The 19,276-nt window shown below is 59.5% G+C and carries 19 protein-coding genes; 3 read left to right on the forward strand and 16 right to left on the reverse strand.

From position 1 onward, the window contains the following. Window positions 1–9 precede the first annotated feature (9 nt). On the forward strand, window positions 10–1,014 hold the full coding sequence (locus tag OHL19_RS01440; protein WP_263355798.1) for a hypothetical protein: 1,005 nt from the start codon (window positions 10–12) through the stop codon (window positions 1,012–1,014). A 27-nt stretch (window positions 1,015–1,041) separates the two neighbouring features. Here OHL19_RS01440 and lpxC read toward each other — a convergent pair whose 3' ends face one another. After that, entirely contained in the window at window positions 1,042–1,977 is a 936-nt protein-coding gene (lpxC, locus tag OHL19_RS01445; RefSeq protein ID WP_263355799.1) for a UDP-3-O-acyl-N-acetylglucosamine deacetylase, read from the reverse strand. Between the two features lie 167 nt (window positions 1,978–2,144). Here lpxC and OHL19_RS01450 point away from each other — a divergent pair, with 167 nt between their 5' ends. Next, window positions 2,145–3,347, forward strand: coding sequence for a M20 family metallopeptidase (locus OHL19_RS01450; protein ID WP_263355800.1), 1,203 nt, complete (start codon window positions 2,145–2,147; stop codon window positions 3,345–3,347). On the opposite strand, the gene OHL19_RS01455 is transcribed toward OHL19_RS01450, so the two are convergent. Next, window positions 3,337–3,501: a hypothetical protein gene (locus tag OHL19_RS01455; RefSeq protein WP_263355801.1), complete on the reverse strand. Its 165-nt coding sequence runs from the start codon at window positions 3,499–3,501 to the stop codon at window positions 3,337–3,339. The two genes, OHL19_RS01450 and OHL19_RS01455, sit on opposite strands and share 11 nt — an antisense overlap. A gap of 113 nt (window positions 3,502–3,614) precedes the next feature. Between OHL19_RS01455 and OHL19_RS01460 the strand changes: the two genes are divergently transcribed. Then, entirely contained in the window at window positions 3,615–5,324 is a 1,710-nt protein-coding gene (locus OHL19_RS01460; protein ID WP_263355802.1) for a glycoside hydrolase family 32 protein, read from the forward strand. 168 nt (window positions 5,325–5,492) lie between these two features. On the opposite strand, the gene purK is transcribed toward OHL19_RS01460, so the two are convergent. The 14 genes from purK to OHL19_RS01530 form a co-directional block, all read right to left on the reverse strand. Further along, entirely contained in the window at window positions 5,493–6,644 is a 1,152-nt protein-coding gene (gene purK, locus OHL19_RS01465; protein ID WP_263355803.1) for a 5-(carboxyamino)imidazole ribonucleotide synthase, read from the reverse strand. Next, a complete protein-coding gene (gene purE / locus OHL19_RS01470; RefSeq protein ID WP_263355804.1) occupies window positions 6,641–7,144 on the reverse strand; it encodes a 5-(carboxyamino)imidazole ribonucleotide mutase in 504 nt (167 codons plus the stop codon). Before purE ends, purK begins: the two co-directional genes overlap by 4 nt. A gap of 291 nt (window positions 7,145–7,435) precedes the next feature. After that, the gene (locus OHL19_RS01475) at window positions 7,436–7,663 is read right to left on the reverse strand and encodes a hypothetical protein (RefSeq protein ID WP_263355805.1); all 228 of its coding nucleotides are present in this window, start codon (window positions 7,661–7,663) and stop codon (window positions 7,436–7,438) included. 11 nt (window positions 7,664–7,674) lie between these two features. Beyond that, a complete protein-coding gene (locus OHL19_RS01480) occupies window positions 7,675–10,023 on the reverse strand; it encodes a hypothetical protein (RefSeq protein WP_263355806.1) in 2,349 nt (782 codons plus the stop codon). A gap of 152 nt (window positions 10,024–10,175) precedes the next feature. Next, window positions 10,176–11,150 carry a hypothetical protein gene (locus tag OHL19_RS01485; protein ID WP_263355807.1) on the reverse strand — a complete coding sequence of 325 codons (975 nt, stop codon included), beginning with the start codon at window positions 11,148–11,150 and terminating at the stop codon, window positions 10,176–10,178. A gap of 298 nt (window positions 11,151–11,448) precedes the next feature. Beyond that, on the reverse strand, window positions 11,449–11,925 hold the full coding sequence (locus tag OHL19_RS01490; protein ID WP_263355808.1) for a hypothetical protein: 477 nt from the start codon (window positions 11,923–11,925) through the stop codon (window positions 11,449–11,451). A 217-nt stretch (window positions 11,926–12,142) separates the two neighbouring features. Continuing rightward, a complete protein-coding gene (locus OHL19_RS01495) occupies window positions 12,143–12,595 on the reverse strand; it encodes a hypothetical protein (protein WP_263355809.1) in 453 nt (150 codons plus the stop codon). Beyond that, window positions 12,573–13,196 carry a hypothetical protein gene (locus tag OHL19_RS01500; protein ID WP_263355810.1) on the reverse strand — a complete coding sequence of 208 codons (624 nt, stop codon included), beginning with the start codon at window positions 13,194–13,196 and terminating at the stop codon, window positions 12,573–12,575. The genes OHL19_RS01495 and OHL19_RS01500 overlap by 23 nt, the downstream gene beginning before the upstream one ends. A gap of 171 nt (window positions 13,197–13,367) precedes the next feature. Next, on the reverse strand, window positions 13,368–14,336 hold the full coding sequence (locus tag OHL19_RS01505) for a hypothetical protein (RefSeq protein WP_263355811.1): 969 nt from the start codon (window positions 14,334–14,336) through the stop codon (window positions 13,368–13,370). Between the two features lie 238 nt (window positions 14,337–14,574). Beyond that, complete coding sequence (locus OHL19_RS01510; protein ID WP_263355812.1) at window positions 14,575–15,006, reverse strand: hypothetical protein; 432 nt, start codon at window positions 15,004–15,006, stop codon at window positions 14,575–14,577. 181 nt (window positions 15,007–15,187) lie between these two features. Next, window positions 15,188–15,688 (reverse strand): hypothetical protein, encoded by a 501-nt coding sequence (locus OHL19_RS01515; RefSeq protein ID WP_263355813.1) that lies wholly within the window; start codon window positions 15,686–15,688, stop codon window positions 15,188–15,190. 59 nt (window positions 15,689–15,747) lie between these two features. Further along, window positions 15,748–17,028, reverse strand: coding sequence for a phage portal protein (locus OHL19_RS01520; protein ID WP_263355814.1), 1,281 nt, complete (start codon window positions 17,026–17,028; stop codon window positions 15,748–15,750). Between the two features lie 210 nt (window positions 17,029–17,238). Continuing rightward, window positions 17,239–18,102 carry a DUF3037 domain-containing protein gene (locus tag OHL19_RS01525; RefSeq protein ID WP_263355815.1) on the reverse strand — a complete coding sequence of 288 codons (864 nt, stop codon included), beginning with the start codon at window positions 18,100–18,102 and terminating at the stop codon, window positions 17,239–17,241. Between the two features lie 39 nt (window positions 18,103–18,141). After that, complete coding sequence (locus tag OHL19_RS01530; protein ID WP_317890535.1) at window positions 18,142–19,038, reverse strand: HipA family kinase; 897 nt, start codon at window positions 19,036–19,038, stop codon at window positions 18,142–18,144. Between the last annotated feature and the right edge of the window lie 238 nt (window positions 19,039–19,276).

Consider the following 19,276-nt stretch of genomic DNA (forward strand, 5'->3'; position numbering starts at 1 on the left):
TCCCAGGCGATGATCGCGCTCGTCACCACCTGCTTTCTCGTCTTCTATATCCTCATTCCCGGCGCGCTCTTCCGCTTCGCCACCTCCTTTTCCTCCGTCAAGCTCAAATCCTTCCAACGCACCCGCAGTCAGGAAGCGACCTTTGCCGTCGCCGTTGCGCTCCTTCCCTTCGCATTTGCGCTCGCCGGAGTCTGGTTCTTCCCCGTCATGCGGCATCACCCTTTTCAGATCAGGGAGGGCACCTACACTGAGCGCCGCATCGACTACCACCACGCATCTGAACTACTCGTAACCTCCGACTTATCCAAGCTGCTCGGTTGCGGACAGCAACCCGAACCCTGCCCCGCAAGAAATCACTACTGGCACTCTGTCGATCGTGTCCTGCGTCGACAGGCTCGCTTTCTCAGTTGGTATTACATTGCGATCTTCGCCGAAGGACTGATCTTCGGCCTCTCCGCCAGTAAATACGGCGATTGGCAGAGCAAAGCAGGCCGAAGCCGTCACCGCCGATTCGCAGCCGCCTACAACTGGGTCACCCGCAAATTCATTCTGCCCAATATCTCCGAATGGCATGTACTGCTCACCGACTTCAATTGGCCAAAGAAAGATCGCGTCCTGGTCGTCGCCGATGTCCTGCAAAACGACGGCCATCTCTATCGCGGCCGCGTCGAGGATTACTTCATCGACCCCGACGGCAAGCTAAGCGGCATCCTTCTCCGCAACGTAGATCGTTTCGACCTGCACGCCTACCGCAAGGCCCAGGAAGAAAGCGGCGAAATCGTGACGTCAGAGAACTATTGGAAGACAATCCCCAGCGAAAATTTCTATATCAGCCACAGCGCCATCTCCAACCTCAACGTCCGCTTCGCCCCCGGTAAAACCACCACGTTCGAAGACCTAACGCGCGATGTACTGCAGGAAGAAGATATCGACGTTCCAAATCTGGATGCCCTTGAAAATGAGGACGAGAGCCGGGATACAGGCGATCCACACCATCCCGATCTATATTCGTGACGCTCTGCCAGCTCTAATAATCTAGTTCTAAATACCCGCAAAAGCCGGATTGCCGACAACCCCGCCAGCAGCCTCAACCTCAGGCTTCGTTACCGGAGCATGTGCCAGCTCCCATGCCGAGCGATCCTTGATCAGCCGCGAAACCAGCGCCGTATGCATCGCATGTCCAGCGCGCATGGCATATACCTTGCCCTGGATCCGCTTGCCCGCCAGCGCCAGGTCGCCAATCAGGTCCAGCACCTTGTGTCGCACGTACTCGTCCGGATAACGCAGTGGTCCATTTTCCGGCCCCTTCGGCGTCAGGATGATCGCGTTCTCCGGCCCAGCCCCGCGAATCAGCCCCATGTTACGCAGCTTCTCCTCGTCCGCCTTGTAGCCAAAAGTCCGCGCCGAAGCGATTTCCGCACCGTAGGTCTCAGTCTCAAGATCCACAGAAAAACTGTCGCACCCAATCGGCGCAGGAAAATCAATATCGTAAGTAATGCTGTAGCCGTCGCCGGGATACACACCGATAAACTTTTCGCCCTCACGCACCTCAACCGGACGAAGCACGCGAATGTACTCCCGCCGCCGCCGCTGTACGCGAATTCCAACCGACTGAAAAGCCGCCACATACGGCAGCGCCGAACCATCCAGGATAGGCAGCTCCAGGTTGTCCAACTCGACAATGACGTTGTCCACGCCCATGCCTATCAGCGCCGACAACAGATGCTCAGTCGTCGAGATCAACACACCCTGCCGCATGAGGCTGGTCGCGTAACTGACCTTCGCAACATTCCGCCCCGTGGCAGGAATCTCGAAGTTGTCCAGATCTGTCCGCCGAAACACGATGCCCGAGCCCGCTGGAGCCGGCAACAGCCGCATCATCACCGGAGCCCCCGAATGCAGCCCCACTCCTGAAAATTCAAGCGGTGCCTCAATCGTCTGTTCCTGGTGCGTCGGGTTGGAAGTAAAATTCGCCAAATAATACCTGATCAGGCTCTGAAATACGCCAAACAGTAGACTAGACGTATTTGGCAGGATTTTAGGTGTGGCATTTTTGCCACACTCTGCATTGTATTTACCTTGTAAACAGGCCCTTTGTAAGGAAGTTATAAATGATCTGCTTTCGAATGTGCGAAATTAACTGAATGCCGCAGGTTAACGCAAAAATTCTTCCCAACACCGCAGCGCTCCCCATGCGAGCCCTTCTCGCCGGAGCACGCCGCAAGCAATCCCAGCTCATCGACCTCACCAGGAGCCTCGTCCTCGCCGAGTCTCCCTCGGACGACAAAGCCGCCGTCGATGCCTGCGCGGATCTCGCTGCAGCCCACGCGACCAGCCTCGGAGGCCGAGTCAAACGCCATCGCCAGCGCGCTCACGGCGACATCCTCGAACTCCGTTTCGGCCCCCGCAAGCCCGCGAACCGCATTCTCTTGCTGGGCCACCTGGACACCGTCTGGCCTCTCGGCACCCTCAAAACCATGCCCTGCCGCGTCGCCGATGATCCCGCAGGCAACACCCGCCTCTGGGGCCCCGGCACGCTCGATATGAAGGTCGGAGTGGCGATGGCCTTCACCGCTATCGAAATGCTCAGCGAAGCCAGCCTGCTTACCGCCAAAGACGCCCCGGAGATCATCCTCCTTCTGAACAGCGAAGAAGAAATCGGCAGCCCCGTTTCCCGCCCCATCACAGAAAAATTAGCGCAGGAGTGCAGCGCCGTCTACGTCCTCGAACCCGCCCAGGGACTCGCCTACAAAACGGCCCGCAAAGGCACCGGCAACTGGCGCCTGACCGTCCACGGACTCGCCTCCCACGCCGGAGTCGACTTCACCCGCGGCCGCTCCGCCATCCTCGAACTCGGCCGCCAGATCGAAAAAATCAGCGCCTGGACAGATCTCGACAAGGGAATCACCCTCAACGTCGGCGAAATCGGCGGCGGCACCAAATCCAACGTGGTTCCCGCCGAAGCCTGGGCCGAAATCGACCTCCGCACCGTACGCCGCGCCGACGGTCCACGCTTCGAAAAGCGCTTCGCCGCCCTCAAACCCACCCCCAAAAGCGGCTGCACACTCTCCCTCGAAGGCGGCATCAACCGCCCCCCAATGGAGCGCACCCGCGGAACCGTAAAACTCATGCGCAAAGCCCAGGCCCTCGCCGCACAACTCGACTGGAACCTCACCGAAGCCAGCACCGGCGGCGCCAGCGACGGCAACTTCACCTCAGCCTTGGGTATTCCCACCCTGGACGGCATGGGCGCCGTAGGCGAAGGCGCTCACGCCACCCACGAATCCATCCTGATCGAGCACCTGGCCCCAAGAACAGCCCTGTTAGCCGTCATGCTCACCAGCTAACCAATCCACACTTGCCGTCCTCGTACTCGTTTTTCTTGCACTTGCCGTTGTCCTTGCCCTTGCCGTTCTTGCACTCGCCGTTGCCCTTGCCGTTCTGTCTGTCATTCCCGCAGGGAATCTGCTTCACCCGGCGGGAAGCAACAAATCCCGCCACAGCACCAGTCCCATCCAGCACACCCTAACCCCCCGGCCCCCAAGTATCATCTTCCAGAAAGATTCCAGAAAGAAACAGCCAAGCCACGAAGGGCAGGCCATAAAGGACAGACCATGAAAATCAACCGGCGCAAATTTTTATCCACCACAGCCACTACCGCCGCAACACTTGCCGCCCTGAACTCTGTCCTGCCCGCACACCTCGCCCAGGCCTTCGAAGAGGCCGCAAAGCCTTCGCCCGCTTTTTTAGCACCCGCCTCTCTGGCACCCGCTTCTCTGGCAAAAGACCCGCGCCGCCCCCAGTACCACCTGCTCCCAGCCCGTAACTGGATGAACGACCCCAACGGCCCCATCTTCTGGAAGGGCCATTACCACATGTTCTTCCAATACAACCCCAACGCCGCCATCTGGGGAGACATGCACTGGGCCCACGCTATCTCGCCCGACATGCTCCACTGGAAACACCTTCCCATCGCCCTCGCGCCCACCCCAGGCGGCCCCGACGCCGACGGCTGCTTCTCCGGAACCGCCGTCGTCAACAACGGCGTCCCGACCTTCATCTACACCGGCGTTCAAAAATCCGAAACCGACGCAACCCTCCACGACGGCAAAAACAGCCTGCGCGAAACCCAGCTCTACGCCACCTCCAGCGACCCCGAGCTCCGCACCTGGACCAAACGCGCCACACCCGTAATCGCCACACCGCCCCCAGGAATGGAAGTTACCGGCTTCCGTGACCCGTCTCCCTGGCTGCAGGACGGAACCTGGTACATGGCCGTAGGCTCAGGCATAAAAGGCAAAGGCGGAGCAGTCCTGCTCTACAAATCCGCCGACCTCCAGACCTGGGAATATCAACACATCCTGACCAGCCACGACGCCAGAACCGGCACCAAAAACACCCTCTCCAACCCGGTCGACAGCGGCGATATGTGGGAGTGCCCCGACTTCTTCCCGCTCGGCGACAAGCACGTCCTCATCTACTCCACCCAGGGCAAAGTCTTCTGGGAAACCGGCGAGCTCGACAAGAAGGAAATGCTCTTCCACCCCCAGCAAAGCGGCATGTTGGACTACGGCTCCTTCTACGCCCCCAAAACGCAGCTCGACAAATCCGGCAACCGCATCCTCTGGGGCTGGATTCAGGAAGCCCGCCCCGAGGCCGAATACAGCGCCTCCGGATGGGCGGGCCTCATGTCCCTGCCGCGCGTTTTAACTCTCGGCCCCGACAGCCGCCTCAAAGTCACCGTAGCCCCAATCGCCGAAAAGCTCCGCCAGCACGAACAAAAACTGCACTTCCCCAGCTCCGCCAACTCTCAAGGTGCAGCCACCGGGCAACAGCTTTCCAGCCAGCGCCTCAAAAACGCCTGTGGCGAAATCCTCCTGAACATCCACCCCGGCAAGGAGCCATTTTCTCTCGACCTGCTCATCCCCGGCATCCCCGTCGCCCCGGCAAAAACCCACGCCGATCCCGCAGAGGCCCAGGAAGATCCCAGCACCGCCCCCGAAACCTCAGCAGGAGCAATCGCCGACCAGCCCAGTCTTCTTTCCATCCGCTACAGCCACGCAAACGCAAAGGAATTGGTAGTAGACCAGCAGAGGATGCCGATCAATCTAGCAGCCGGAGAGCCGCTTGAACTACGCTTCTACATAGACGGTTCCGTAATCGAACTCTTCGTAAACAACCAAACCACCTGCACCAAGCGCTTTTATTACCCCGGCCCCACAGCCCCGGAAATAGCCCTGAGCTTCACCGGCAACACAGCAGATGTAGCCCGCCTGTCCTTATGGCAACTATCCCCAATCAGCAAAGACCGCCTGACGACTTAAAACTAACGACTCTTGCCCTTCATACATGCCTGGCCCGAACGCAAGATGAGATCACGCCTTGGATAGCAAGATGGAACCGCGCCCTGGATAGGCCCGGGCTTCAGCCCGGGCATTACAAAGCCTGGTTTTGTCTTTCCCGAAGGGCCTTCCGGCCCTTCGGCGTTTTTTCTACAACCGCCCCTTAGCCTCAAGCACCCGGCTAAGCGCCTGTCCCCCGGTAGCCCCGGTCGCCGAAAGATGCCCCATCTTCCGCCCCTCCCGGGCCTCACGCTTTTCATAAAGATGCACTCGAACCCCAGGCACCGCCAGCGCCGCTGCAAAATCAGGCTCGTGATCGAGCCACACATCCCCCAGCAAATTCACAATTGCCGCAGGCACTAAAACCTCCGTATCCCCAAGCGGCAAATTGCAGCTCGTCCGAACAAGCTGCTCAAACTGACTGGTAGCACAAGCCCGCTCACTCTGGTGATAGCTGTTATGCGGCCGAGGAGCAAGTTCGTTCACAAGTAACTCCCCGGAATGAGTTATAAACATCTCGACGCAAAGTAACCCTTCCAGCTCTAACTTGGAAATAATTCCCCGCGCAATTCCCCGCGCCCGCTCCTCTAACTCTGCCGAAATTCCCGCAGGCAACACACTCCACGCCAATATCTGCGACTCATGATGATTTCGCGCCGCGGGATAAATCCTCACCTCGCCACTCGGCGACCGCGCCGCCATCACACTGATCTCAAAATCCAGATCCAGCGCCATCTCCGCCACAGCAGGCCGCGAACCAAGCCCCGTCCACGCCGCGGAAACATCCGCCTCAGCAGCCTCACCATCAAAACCAAGCCGCCACTGCCCGCGCCCGTCATAGCCACCACGCGCCGTCTTGAGAAACACCTTGCCACTCAACTCCGGCAGTGCAGCCTGCAACTCAACTTCACTCGTAACCACGCGAAAAGCACCAACCGGAAAGCCATGCTCCGCCAGCCAGTTCTTCTGCAAAATCTTGTCCTGAATAATCCGAATCGGCTCCACGCCCGGCCTTAGCGGAGCAAGCCCCGCCACCTCACTCAACGCCGCCACGCCAATCTGCTCAATCTCCAGCGTCACCGCATCCGCGCCTGTCGCCAGCCTCTGCGCAGCAGCCACATCGTCCCACTTGCCGACGACGACTTCATCCACCACAAAACTGGCCGGGCAATTCACATCGGGATCCATCACCCGCACGCGGTATCCCATCGTCCGAGCCGCCATTGCCGTCATGCGCCCTAACTGCCCGCCACCCAGAATCGCCAGCAACCCACCCGGCTGCACCACTAGTCCTGAACTCACAGCGGCAACTCCTGGCTCAACACTTCAGCAGTACGCGCCGCCCGCCACGCCGTCAGCTTCTCGGCCAGTCCAGCATCTGTTGCAGCCAGCATCTGCACCGCAAACAACCCTGCATTCGCCGCCCCAGGCCGCCCGATCGCAAACGTGGCAACCGGAATCCCTTTTGGCATCTGCACAATCGACAGCAGCGAATCCATCCCCTGCAGCGCCGTCGCCGGTACCGGCACTCCCAGCACAGGAACCAGCGTCTTGGCCGCCAGCATCCCCGGCAAATGCGCCGCACCACCCGCACCCGCCACAATCGCCCGCAACCCGCGCCCAGCAGCCGAAGCCGCATACGCAAACAGCAGATCCGGAGTCCGATGCGCACTCACCACCTGCACCTCATGAGGCACCCCAAACTCCCGCAGCATCTCTACCGCAGCAACCATCACCTCATAATCGCTCTTCGAACCCATCACCACGCCCACCAGCGGGCCAATAGCCGTACTCTCACTCATCCCGAAATTATAAGTCCCACCTAAGCAAACCAAACGAACACCCACTGTTGCCTTGGCGTTTGCCCTTGCCGTTGCTTTTGCCGTTGCCCTGGCATTTGCCGTTGCCCTTGCTTTTCTGTCTGTCATTCCCAAAGGGAATCTGCTGTTAGCCCTTGCAGTTGCTGTCAGCCGTTGCAGTTGCCCTTGCAGTTGCAGTTAGCACTAGCCGTTGCCTTTGCCGTTCTGTCTGTCATTCCCGAAGGGAATCTGCTTCTTCCCACCTTCACTTCAGCCCCACCATAAATCCCCCCTTCAATGCCGCCGAAAAGCCTCCACCACCACCTCCACCACCGCAAACAAAACACTCACCGCCGCCATAAACCCCTTAGCCCTCTGCAAATTCAACTCATGCAACTCAACCCGCCGCTCCAGCTCCGAAATCCGCCCCGTATTCCCATCTCCCACCAACCCGCCCATCTGCGACTTCAGCACACACAGATCGCTCAACACCTGCGCCTCAAACTCATTCATCATCCGCATCGCGATCTCCACTAGCTACCCAACGTTGTCGACAAAGGCAGATTCACAAACAATCCCACCGAAAACTCCGAGTAATTCGGCGGCGTACTTCCGTCATACATCCGCACATAGAACCGGTCCGCCTCCGTCGCTCGCGGAATATCGAAATTCCCCACCGCCGACCGCATCACCAGGTCCGCATCCACCCCAGGCTGAAATGCAAAATCCCTCCGCCGCACCTCAAAACCGCCTCCCGCCGGAGCAGTCGCATTCGTAGCCACCGTCACTGCCGCCGGACTAATCCGCGTCACTGCCAGCCCACTCAAATTCGCCAGGTACGTCGGTGCAATCGCCGCCGGCAACCACGCATCCACAGGAACCGATTTGCTCGTTTTGATCGAAAGATCATTCGCCCAGTCATTTGAAAACGCAATCGCATACGCAACCACGTCCGGGGAACTAGCCGCATACTCCACCGTCACCGACCGCACAGCCACCTGCACATCCAACCCCATCGATATCGAACTCAAAAGCAGCGCATCCCCCGGCCAAACATCGCCGTCGAGCCCGATATTCCACGTCTTGTAACTCCCGCTCCACGCCGCACTCACGCTGCTCGCCGCCGTCACCAGCGCCTGCGCCGCATTCCGGCAGTCGCGACTGCTCCGCGCCGCCGGACCCGTCACCGTACCCGTCCATACCGCAGTCGCAGGCATCCCCGCCCCAGCCAGCGCCGCCTGGCTCGCCGCATTCACCGCCCGCCCCACAGCTCGTCCAACCGTGCGATAGTTCACCACCACAACCTCGCCCAGTATCGGAGCCATCCCCGTATAAAACGTCAGCGAACCAGTCCTCGTAAGATGACATTCCGCAGCATCCGCAAGCGTTCCCACCCGCCGCGTCCGTGGTCCGCCTCCCGGCACCGTGCTCAAAACCCAACCCGATCCCAGGCCATTCAAAAACACACTTCGAATCGTCCCAATCAGATTCACGCTATTCGCCACCGCAGCCTGGTAGCTGCCCGGAGCAAACCCTGCCGCGCCGTCATACAACGCCACCGGCATCCCGGCCACCCCGTTCACAAACTCCTGCACCTCCAGCAACAACTGCAGAGGAGCCACCACCCCGCCGCCGCCAAACTCCACCAGCCCCGCATCCCCCACCACCCGGTAAGCCTGCGTCACCCGCTCCACCTCCGGGCAATGCAGCCGTACCCGCAGCGTGTACTGGTTCGCCGCATTCAACACATACGAAGCACCCGCTACAACCCCCTGCACCAGCGCGGCAACGCTCACCACTCCAGTACCCACAGCCGCCGTCACCGCAAATCCCGCCACGCAATTCGCCGCCAGGATCGCCCCACCGTAAAGACCCGCCAGAATCCCCGTACTCCCCGGCGAAAGACTCACTCCCACCGCCTCGTACAGCAGCGTCCCGCCCGCCTCCACTCCATCCGTCCAGACCAGCGCCGCCTCGCCATCCACACCCGTTCCGCCATCAATCGTCAGCCCATTGCCGGTAATCGAATAAAACCCCTCATGCCCCGAATAACTCCACCGCCGCAAATCAATTGCCGCTTCCTGAAACAGCTCATAAATCACCTTTCCACTGGCTCCCGACCCCGATGTGCTCCCAAAATACGGCACCTCCGCCAACGGAAAATCCAGCGTCACCCCATCCCCCAGCAGATACTCCGTCACATACGCCACCGGCTCATCCGCACCGCACACAGTCACATCATTCGCCAGCGCCCGATCCACCGCTGGAGTAAGCGTCAATGCCGCCAGCTCCAGCGTTCCCGCACCCTCGGCACTCTCGCTCAACGAATGCACCGTTGACCCCACCTGCGTCAGCGTCAGCGCCCCGCTCACCGCCCGGTAAGCCGCTCGCGCCTGCGTCGCCACCTGTCCCGCCGCTTCACTCCACTTCGCACCCGCCGCAGGAACGAAATGCCCCACCGCCGTTCCCAGCGTCAGCCCGGCAGTACGCAGTGCGCTCGAACCAGTGCGTTCCACCAACCTCGCCACCACCGATCCCACACTCGCACCCGTAGTCCCCGCACTCGGCGGCAGCAACTGCGTATCCAGCAGAATCTCGTCACTCACCGCCTGCAACGCCCACCGATACACCGGCCCAGCAACTCCCAGACCCGCATACTCCGCCAACGGACTAACCGCCAGGTACCCCGTGAAATAAACCGTCCCATCATCCCCGGTAACCACCAGCGATTGATTCCTCAAAGGCACACCAGGCGCCGACCCAGGCAGCAGTACAACCCACAACTGGCAAGTCGAAGGCTCATTCAGCTTCCGCACCACCCTCAGCGGATAAGCCACATCCAGCCCCCCCGAATAATCCACACCACCCACCAAAATCCTCATGTGTCAGCCTTCGCCCAGCCGTTGCTTTGCCGTTGTAGTTGCAGTTGTAGTTGCCCTTGTAGTTGCTTTGCAGTTGCAGTTCTGTCTGTCATTCCCAAAGGGAATCTGCTGTTAGACCTTGCCTTTCCATCTGCACCCCAAAATCACAACCCCTAAACCAAAGCCCCAACCGCCGGCAAAAAGCTCCGATAACAAACCACCCGCTCCCCATCCAACGGATCCGTCACCGGAAGCGCCCGAAACGCACCACCCAACACCACCCGCTGCAAACTCCCGCCACGCTTCGCATCCAGAGCATCCGCAAACTCCTCAGCACTCCCCGCAGCCTGCAGCCGAGGATAGTGAAAGAAAATCCGCTCGCCCTGCCCACCCTCCATCACAAACAACCCCGACCACTCCTGAAAAAAACTCCCACCCTCGCGATCCACAAACCCCGCAACCGCCTGCACCTTTGCCCCCAACGCCGGCACCCCCCCAGGCAGCGCCTCAGCCAGCATCAACCCCGTCGTAGATACCGAAGCAACCCGCGCCACATTGAACGTCACCCGCCGCACATAATCCACGTCCGTCAGCGCCGCCTTCAAATACGCCCCCGAAACCGGCGATCCCACATACCCCGTCTGCCCCGCATAATCGACGTCTACTGCCACAACCTGTCCCGCCGCGAACTTCGCCGCATCCGCCGCCGCCATCGGCAAAAAAGTAGCCGTAGCCCCCGTCTGCAAACTCACCGCAGGTACAGCAATACCGCCATCTCCCGCAGCCCCTGCACCCGAAGCAGTCGCCAGCAGATTCATATGCTGCGACCCCGTCGCCAGCCCCATCGTCAGCTTCGTCCAACTCAAAAACCGAAAGCTCACCTGCGCATCCAGCGTCTCCCGCGTCTGCTCCAGCACCGCAGCCGGAATCCCCGTCATCACCGCAGCCGTCTTACTCCCCGCCTTACGCGCAAAGCCTTCAATACACCCCAGCGAAACCCACGGCGCAGGCGGACTATCCAACGCAAATCCACCCTCTTCCGCAGCATCAAAAATCACCGGCAAAGAACCAGCCCGATTCACCGGAGCAAAATACCCCCGCACCCGCCGCACCACCGGCGCCCCCGCCAAATAAGAACCCGCACTCATCTCTACCTCCAAAAACAGAACCCCTACCGCTGTCGCACACGCCCTACCCGTTGCCCTAGCCTTGCAGTTGCCTTTGCCTTTGCTTTTGCTTTTCTGTCTGTCATTCCCGAAGGGAATCTGCTGTAGCTGTTGCTATTGCCGTTGCTGTTGCTTCTGCTTTTGCTTTTGCTTTTGCTTTTCTAGCTGTCATTCCCGAAGGGAATCTGCTGTTAGCTTTTGCCGTTGCCGTTGCAGCTCCGTCTCTAATTCCCAAAGAGAATCCGCCGTCAACTCCAGCCCAGATAGAAGCCCAAACAACTCACTCCAGGTAGCTGTAAACCACCACCCGGGCCGACCGGCTCATCCTCTCCCGCGTAGCCGTGACCTGCCCAAACACCGGCTCATCCCAAAAAATCTTCGTCAGCATCGCCACCGCCGGAGTCGCCGTATAGTCCAGCTTCGGAGTCCAAAACGGAGTCAGCATCTCCACCAGTTCCTCATCCATCGCACTCAGCGCGCGCCCACGATCCAGCCCGCCATAACTCTGCGTCCCCAGCGTCGAATACAACACCTCGCACTCCTCCGCCACCATCGTGCTCGGCAGATTCTGCTCCACTCCCAACCCCAGCCACCGCAGCACAAAAACATCATTCGGAAGCTGCGCAAAAGGCCCTTCAGCCTCTTCCACTAATATCCCCGGCCTCACCGCCGACCGCAGCAAAACAGTCCGCGCCGGATTGATCGCCACCAGCCGCGTCCGCAGCTCCACATAAAACGAATCCTTAGCATTCTGCATCCCCACCCCTAATCCCCAACCCAAACAACAAATCCACCCAAACCATTGGCCCTTGCAGTCGCCGTTGCCGTTGCTTTTCTGTTGCAGTTGCCTTTCTAGCTGTCATTCCCGAAGGGAATCTGCTGTTAGCCCTTGCAGTTGCCTTTGCAGTTGCCCTCGCCGTTCTGTCTGTCATTCCCGAAGGGAATCTGCTGTTAACCCAATGCCAGCCCCACCATCAATCCCCACTCTCCCGCAACATCAATCGATACAAATACACAGCCCCCATAGCCTCATTCGCCGCCACAGATTCAATCATGTAATCCTGCCCCGCCACCGTAATCACCAGCGCCAGGGCAAACAAACTCTCCACCGAAGTCACATCCACTGCATCCACCGCACTCGAAAGACCCGTCGCCGAAACCAGCAGCTCCCACTTCGACTCCCCACCCTCCTGCCACGTAGGCCGCAGCTTCCGCATCACCACCGGCGAAACCGCCACCTCGGCAAACGTAGTCGCCACCAGCCCCAGTTGACTCTGGTCTGAATTCGCATTCGTCCCCGTCACCCGCAAAGTAGCCGTAGCCCCCGCCACCGTCCGCAGCAGCGCATCCGTCAACATCTGCGCCGCTCCATTCGAACTCCTGCTAGCCGTATCGCTCATGCCGTCACCCAAGCCTGTTCGCGACATAAGGCCGCAGCATCGCCATCACCGTCTCATCCAGCAGCGAACTCGAAAAATATTTCATCTGCATCGTGTCCATCTTCGTCATGCTCGCGTTCAGCGCCGGCTGTGCCTGCGCATTGCGCACAATCTGCGCACAGGCGAACTTCACATCATCGCCAATCTCCGACAGCCCCGCCGTATACGTGACCATCACCTCGTTGTAAGGCAACCCCAGCACATTCCACGGCAACGTCAACTCACCCGTATCGCTGTCAAAATCCACCGTTGTCGGATCAATCGCCGTCCACTCGCCCGGCAATGAAAACGCCAGCGCAACCTCCAGCATCATCACCTCCGGCAACTCCCCACGCCGTGGCCTTCCATACTTGCCCTGCATCGCCACCAGCGGCGACACTGCAACTCCCAACGGAGCCAGCGGCAGATAACTCAACCGCACCGTCTGCGCTCCACTCACCACCCGCAAACGCTCCTCGTACTGAATCACATTCAAATCCGGCCGTCGGCAATACGAATTGATCAACGCCGTCGCCGCCGTAATCCAATCCGGAGTAGTCCCCGAAGGCAACCCATAATTCCCATAATCCGCCGGCAACAGATAAGCCATCTCAATCTCCCAAAAGCAGCCTTCAGCTTTTAGCCTCCAGCGGCCAGCCAGAAGCAGTAAGTTACAGCCATCGACAACTTTAGTCGTACAAAGTCGTCGCACAAATACAGCCAGCCTCCAGCCCCCAGCAAGATGAGCTAGAGGCTAGAAGCTGGCAGCTAGCAGCTGTTCCTATCGATCCACCAGCACCTGGTAGTGCGCATAGTTCGCGCCCTTAACCACCACCGCCCCAAACTTCACCGCCACATACTGCTGGCTCAAAGAATTCGGCAGCCCCAGCTCAAAGATCCGTGGAGTAGGATCACCCAGCCAGTGGTACTCAATCAGGTCCTCGGTAACGATGTAAGCCGGCAACACCGCCGTACCCGATCCAGGAGTACCCGTATAACTCAAACTCCAGTCCGGAATCAGCGGCAGATCGCCCGCCTGTGTCGACAGCATCTTCACCCGCACGCCGCCCGTGATGCTATCCGTGTTCAACACCACATTGAACTCCGACTTCATCTCGCGATCGATCAGATCCAGCAGCACCGGATTGGCATAAATCGCCGTAGGCCGCACCTGAAAGCCGTTATTCGCCACCATCTGCGCCACCGCCGACTTCAAACCATCCACAATCGAAGCAGTCGTACCGATCGTGGTCGTCTGCCCACCCGCCGCAATCTGCCCTGCCACGCCAAAATACTGCACCGTAGTCGGCGTGCTCAGGCTCGTGTCATTGCCATTCCAGAGAGCGACATCATGCTCCACCATCAAGCCGCTGACCGTATCTGCAAGGTCTTTCGCCTGCAGATAAGCAAACTGCTGCTGCTGCCTGCCCAACTCCACATCGAACAGGTTGTAGTTGATCTGCGAAACCAGCGCCTTCAACGGCACACTCCGCTCAACACGCGTCGGACTAACCACAACCGGCGCAATGCTCCTCGGATTCACAAATCCAGCCGACCCTGGATTCGGAATTGCCGTCTCCTCAAAGAACCGCGAAGGATGACCCGTCGCCGGAACCTGCTTGATTCGCTGCCCAAAAGGGCTCGAACGACGCACAATATCGAAAATCTCCGTCTGGTATAACGGAACCTCAATCGCACCAGGTCCGATGTAATCCGCCGCCGCATGAATATCCGCAAAACTTACGTTCATAACTTCCTTCCGCCCATATCTCAGAGCCGCCCATCCGGGCCAAGTTAGCCTGCCGCCCCCAAAAGAAAAGCCCCCGAAGCAAGCCCCAAAGCCAGGGCCAACTCCAAGAGCCATCCATCCCAACACTCGTCCGCTTTTCCGCCTACACTCTTGCTTTTCTGGCTGTCATCCTTCGCGCAGCGGAGGATCTGCTTTTGATCTCACCCCAAAACAAAAAGTGGAAACAACAACCTCAGCCCTAAACCATCACCCCAGCCCGTCGTAACTGGCTCTTCACCGCAATCCGCTGCTCCAGACTCAACCCAACCATCGCAGCATCCAGCGTCTTAACATCCACAGCACCCTCACCAATACCCGACTTAGCCAACATCTCCGCAGTAGCCGAAGGCAGCGTACGTCGCAGCGGCTGCAAAGCCTTGGGAAATCCATCCCCCACCGTCGCCGTCCCGGCAGCCAACAACTCCGCCAACTGACGCTCCGCCTCAGCCAGCTTCACCACCAGCTCTTCTTCTCGCCGACTACTCTCCACCGTCGCCGAAATCCTCTCCACCTCCCCACTCAAAAACCGCTGACGTTCCTCCAACCATCCCAACGTCCGCTCCAGCAAAGTAGCCGCAGCCTCCAGCCGCTCCACCAAATCCCTGCCCTGCATTCCAGCGTCCAATTCCATAGCACCCTCCACCCAGTTAAATATCCCCGTTAACCACCAACAACCACATCCCAACAAATCCCATCTGCCCTTGCCGTTGCTGTTGCCCTTGCACTTGCAGTTGTAGTTGCCCTTGCATTTCTGTCTGTCATTCCCGAAGGGAATCTGCTGCTATCCCTAGCCTTCTCAGATCAGCCCCAAACTAACCAGCCAACCGAAAACGAGTCTCCCGATAAGCCGCCTTGTCCCGCAACAAAATCGCCGCCCCGGTAAACGTCGCTTTAGTTAGTGTCCAAACCTCGGCCCGCATATCAGCCACCTGCGCATCCGCCAGCTCATAACTCATCCCCATCACATCCACCGCAGCGGCGCGAATCTCCTCCGTAGCCTCAGGAAAATCGCGCCCGTACAAATACCCGCGCACCGTCAGCCTGCGCCCCACAACATCCGCCTCCGTAATCAGCCCGATCTTGCGCTTCGCATCATGCCCATCCCATCCCGGCCGATAGTCCACCGCCATCCCCAAAAGCGAAGGCAGCGCCGCCTCCGCCGCCGCCCGCGTCAACAAAACCCGATGCCCCCGCGCACCCGCCGGAGCCCGATCGCTGGCCGCATCCACCAGCGTCAATATCCCCTCAAAGTCCACCCGATTCGGATGTCCCTTCACCTGGGGAAACCTAACCGCCATAGCATCCAATCGCATCCACTCTCCCCGAACAGCTCCCAGCCGTCAGCTTCCAGCCATTCGCTGGAAGCCGACGGCTAGAGGCTGCTAGCTTGTGCCGCCATCTGCACCGCACCCGTAGCCCCCATCGGCCCCAACCCCCGCATCGCCCGCACCTCATTCACCGTCAACACCCCCGCCGCCAAAAGCTGTACCTGGATAGCCAGCTCCGTATCCTCATCCCGCGCACTCAGGTCATTGAAGACAAACTCAAACTCCCGCCACCCAATGCATTTCGAAAAAAGATCCCGCGTAATATGCTCCGCAATCAGCTTCGCCAACGGCTCAATCGCCCCGCGAAAAGCCTCATCCGAAAGCTCCGCCGCCGTAGCCCGGTTCACATCGCCATCCAGCCCCAGCAACATCGGCGGCAAGCCAAACGAATTCGCAATCATCCGAATCAAAAACTCCTGCCAGGCTAGCCGCAAATCTGCATCCGTCCCCTGCGCAAACCGCAAAACCTCCGGCTTCTGATCCGTCGAAATCAGCGGCACCCGCCCCGTTCCCTCAATCTCGTCCTGCCACCACCGAATCATCCGTTCATGCTGGCTCGGAGTAGCCTCATTCAACCAAAGCGCATACTGCACCACCGAATTCGCCGCCAGCTTCCCCGCAAACCGATGCGCCGACAAAAACTGATTCACCGTCTCAAACGCCACCTCAAGCGGCCCCAAACCAAACGGCGTAAAGCTCCGCGGATTCATCCGCAGATACATCAACTGATCGTCCCGAAGATCCACCGCCTGCCCAGGTACAGATCCCAGCGCCACCTGCGAATACCGCGGCGAATCCGCACTCCCATCCCATCGCGGATTCACCCGGATCGTCGCCCCATCCACCGGCCACATCTGCGCCGGCTGCTCAGCATCGCCCGTAGCCTCCATCTCGATCGCGCCATAACCTCCCGTCAGCGCATCCTCAATCACCTGCTCCATCAGCGTCCGAAAACTATCGTTCGCATTCGGCTCCTCCAGCATCCGCCGCAGCGCCGCCAGCTTCACCCGCGCATCCGCAACATCGGCAGCCACCACACCCCGCCGCACCCGAACTTGCCAATCCATCGCCACAATTCGGTCCTTGATCACATTGATCGCCCGTCTCACCACCGGAGTCTCCGCAAACTTCCGCAGATTCCCCGCCGTAGGCTTCGGCAACCCCTGCCCCGGAACCCCCGTCACCGGGCTAAGAATCGAAGGCAAAGCCAAAGTCCGCCGCGTCGCCAAATCCGCAGACGCCGCATCGATTTCCGGCAAACTTTTCTCCCCCGGCCTGCCCATACCCGCCCGCCAAACCGCCCTCACCCGCTCCACAACACTCACGCAACCCCCTCATAAATCCAAAAATCCACATAAACAAAAAGAGGCCCAGCCAAAGGCCAGACCCCCATTCTTTTCCGTTGTTCGTTTCAATTCCTAAACTGGCTGGTTATCCATCTGCAAGCGGGATAACCGAAATCCCCCGGACAACAAATACCGCTAACCAGCTAACTCGCTAAGCCTGCTGCAAGCCGACACTGACAAGCTAAACAGCTAAACCCCCAACTCCCGCCGAGCCGTCTCCGCTACCCGCCCCAGATCCGCAGTAGTCACCACCCGAATCCGATGCTCCTCCATAGTCTCGACAGCAAACCGGTACAACCCCAGCCGTTCCAGCTCCGCCCCTGCAAACCGCGAAACCGGCTCCACCACCGCCGTCAATTCCAGCCCAACCCGCTCCACCCGCTCCACCCCGGCAATCAAACTCGCCGCAGAAAACGCCAGCACCTTGGCCATCTCCAAACCAGGCTCCAGACTCACCGCCTGAAACATCCGAACCTGACCACTCGCCGGACCATTTGAGCCATCGAGAACATCTATCCGATACCCGCAATCCAACCGCAGCGGATCGCCCACCCGCGTATACAACGCCGCATCAATCCGCTTACGCATCAAATCCCAAACCCCGGCCCGCTCAAACTCCCCGCGCATCGCCGCCTGAATCGCCGCCCGTCCACTCAGCCTCGAAACCCGCTCCCGCTTCTGCGGCTCCACATACAACCGCATCAGCTCCTCAACGCCCGCCTCGATACTCTCAGCCAGGTAAGCCTTCCCGCGCGTCATCTGCACACAGTTGGAAAACGAATCCTCCAGCACATGAAACAGATTTCCCTCCGGCTCCTGCTCAAACCGCCTCCGAAGCTCGCTCTCCAACCCCTCCAGCATCTCCGTATCCGTATCCGGATCGAGGCACCGCACCCGCCGCCAATCCGCAGTGAACTTCACCGCCGCCACGCGCCCCGCCAAACCATCCTTCGCGGCCTCGCGCAATATCACGCCCACATGCACAAACTCATTCCGCACCGGGTCCGGCACATACCGCAGCAGAAAGAACTCGCACTCCAGCCGTTCACTCATAAACACTCAATCGTAATCCGATTCCCGCCCTGCCCACTCTCAATTCACAAACCTTTTGCCCATCCCCACCCATTTCGGAAACGGCTCCCTCGCCGACCGCGCAAACGCCTCAATCAATTCCCGAATCCGTCTCTGCCGCCCAATCAGCACCTCAACCAGCGCTTCCATTGAACTAAGATCGCCCTCATACCACTCCGGCGGAATCTCCTCCGCCGCGCGCCACACCACTGCGGCATCCATCGTCTCCAGCCGCGTCAGCCAGGGCTCAAAACTCTCCCACCCACTCACGTCCGCATAAACCCTGTTCCGCGGATACACCCCGCGCAGCGGCAAATCCTCAAACCGCCACTCCCCCGCATGAAAGCAATATCCCTGGTCGATAAACGAAGCGCTATACCGCCGCTCCCGGGCCTTTCTCGAAAACACCGCCTGCCGCCCGTTCGCATTCCCCGTCCACTTATCCAGCGCCAGCATCCCGGCAAACTCCTCCAGGTTGCGAATCTCGCCCAACTGCTCCTCCGGCAGATAATCCACCACCTGCCCCGGCATCAACCCGCCCACATACCGAGCCCCAAACTGCAAACCCTCCCGGCACCGAACCCGCACCCGGCCCATATCCACCTCCAGTTCAGGAGTGTTCTTGATCAGCCATTTCGAAACCTCGATCACTTCCGTCTGCGGCACCGTCAACCCCGCCGCCGCAGCCAGTCGCGTCGCCAGCATCTCATTCGCCAGCACCCGAATATGCTGCGGATTGTTCTGAAACTTCACCACCCACAACTGCTCATCCGCGCCCAGCATCAAATGCCCCTGAGCCCCGCCCCGCATCCGCCGAATCTGCTGTACCGCCTGTACCGCCAAGGGGCCTCCCGGCCTCTGAATCCAATAGCCAACCATCCAATAGCCAGCCCAATAGCCAGCCAAAGAACGGACCAAAGAATCGCCCGCACAACCCAATAGCTTCCCCCATGCGATCTCAATCGCAATCCGGAAAAGCTTCCTTCAAATTTTCAAATCTGATTCGTTAATCGGATTCTACCCGACCCACCCATAATTCTCCGCAACAAAGACCAAACCCACCCTCACCCCAGCCGCTCGCAGTTGCAGTTGCAGTTGCAGTTGCCCTTGCCCTTGCCCTTGCAGTTGCCCCTGCTTCTGCCCTTGTCCTTGCTTT

The sequence above is a fragment of the Acidicapsa ligni genome (genome assembly GCF_025685655.1).
In the GTDB taxonomy this organism is placed as follows: Bacteria; Acidobacteriota; Terriglobia; order Terriglobales; family Acidobacteriaceae; genus Acidicapsa; species Acidicapsa ligni.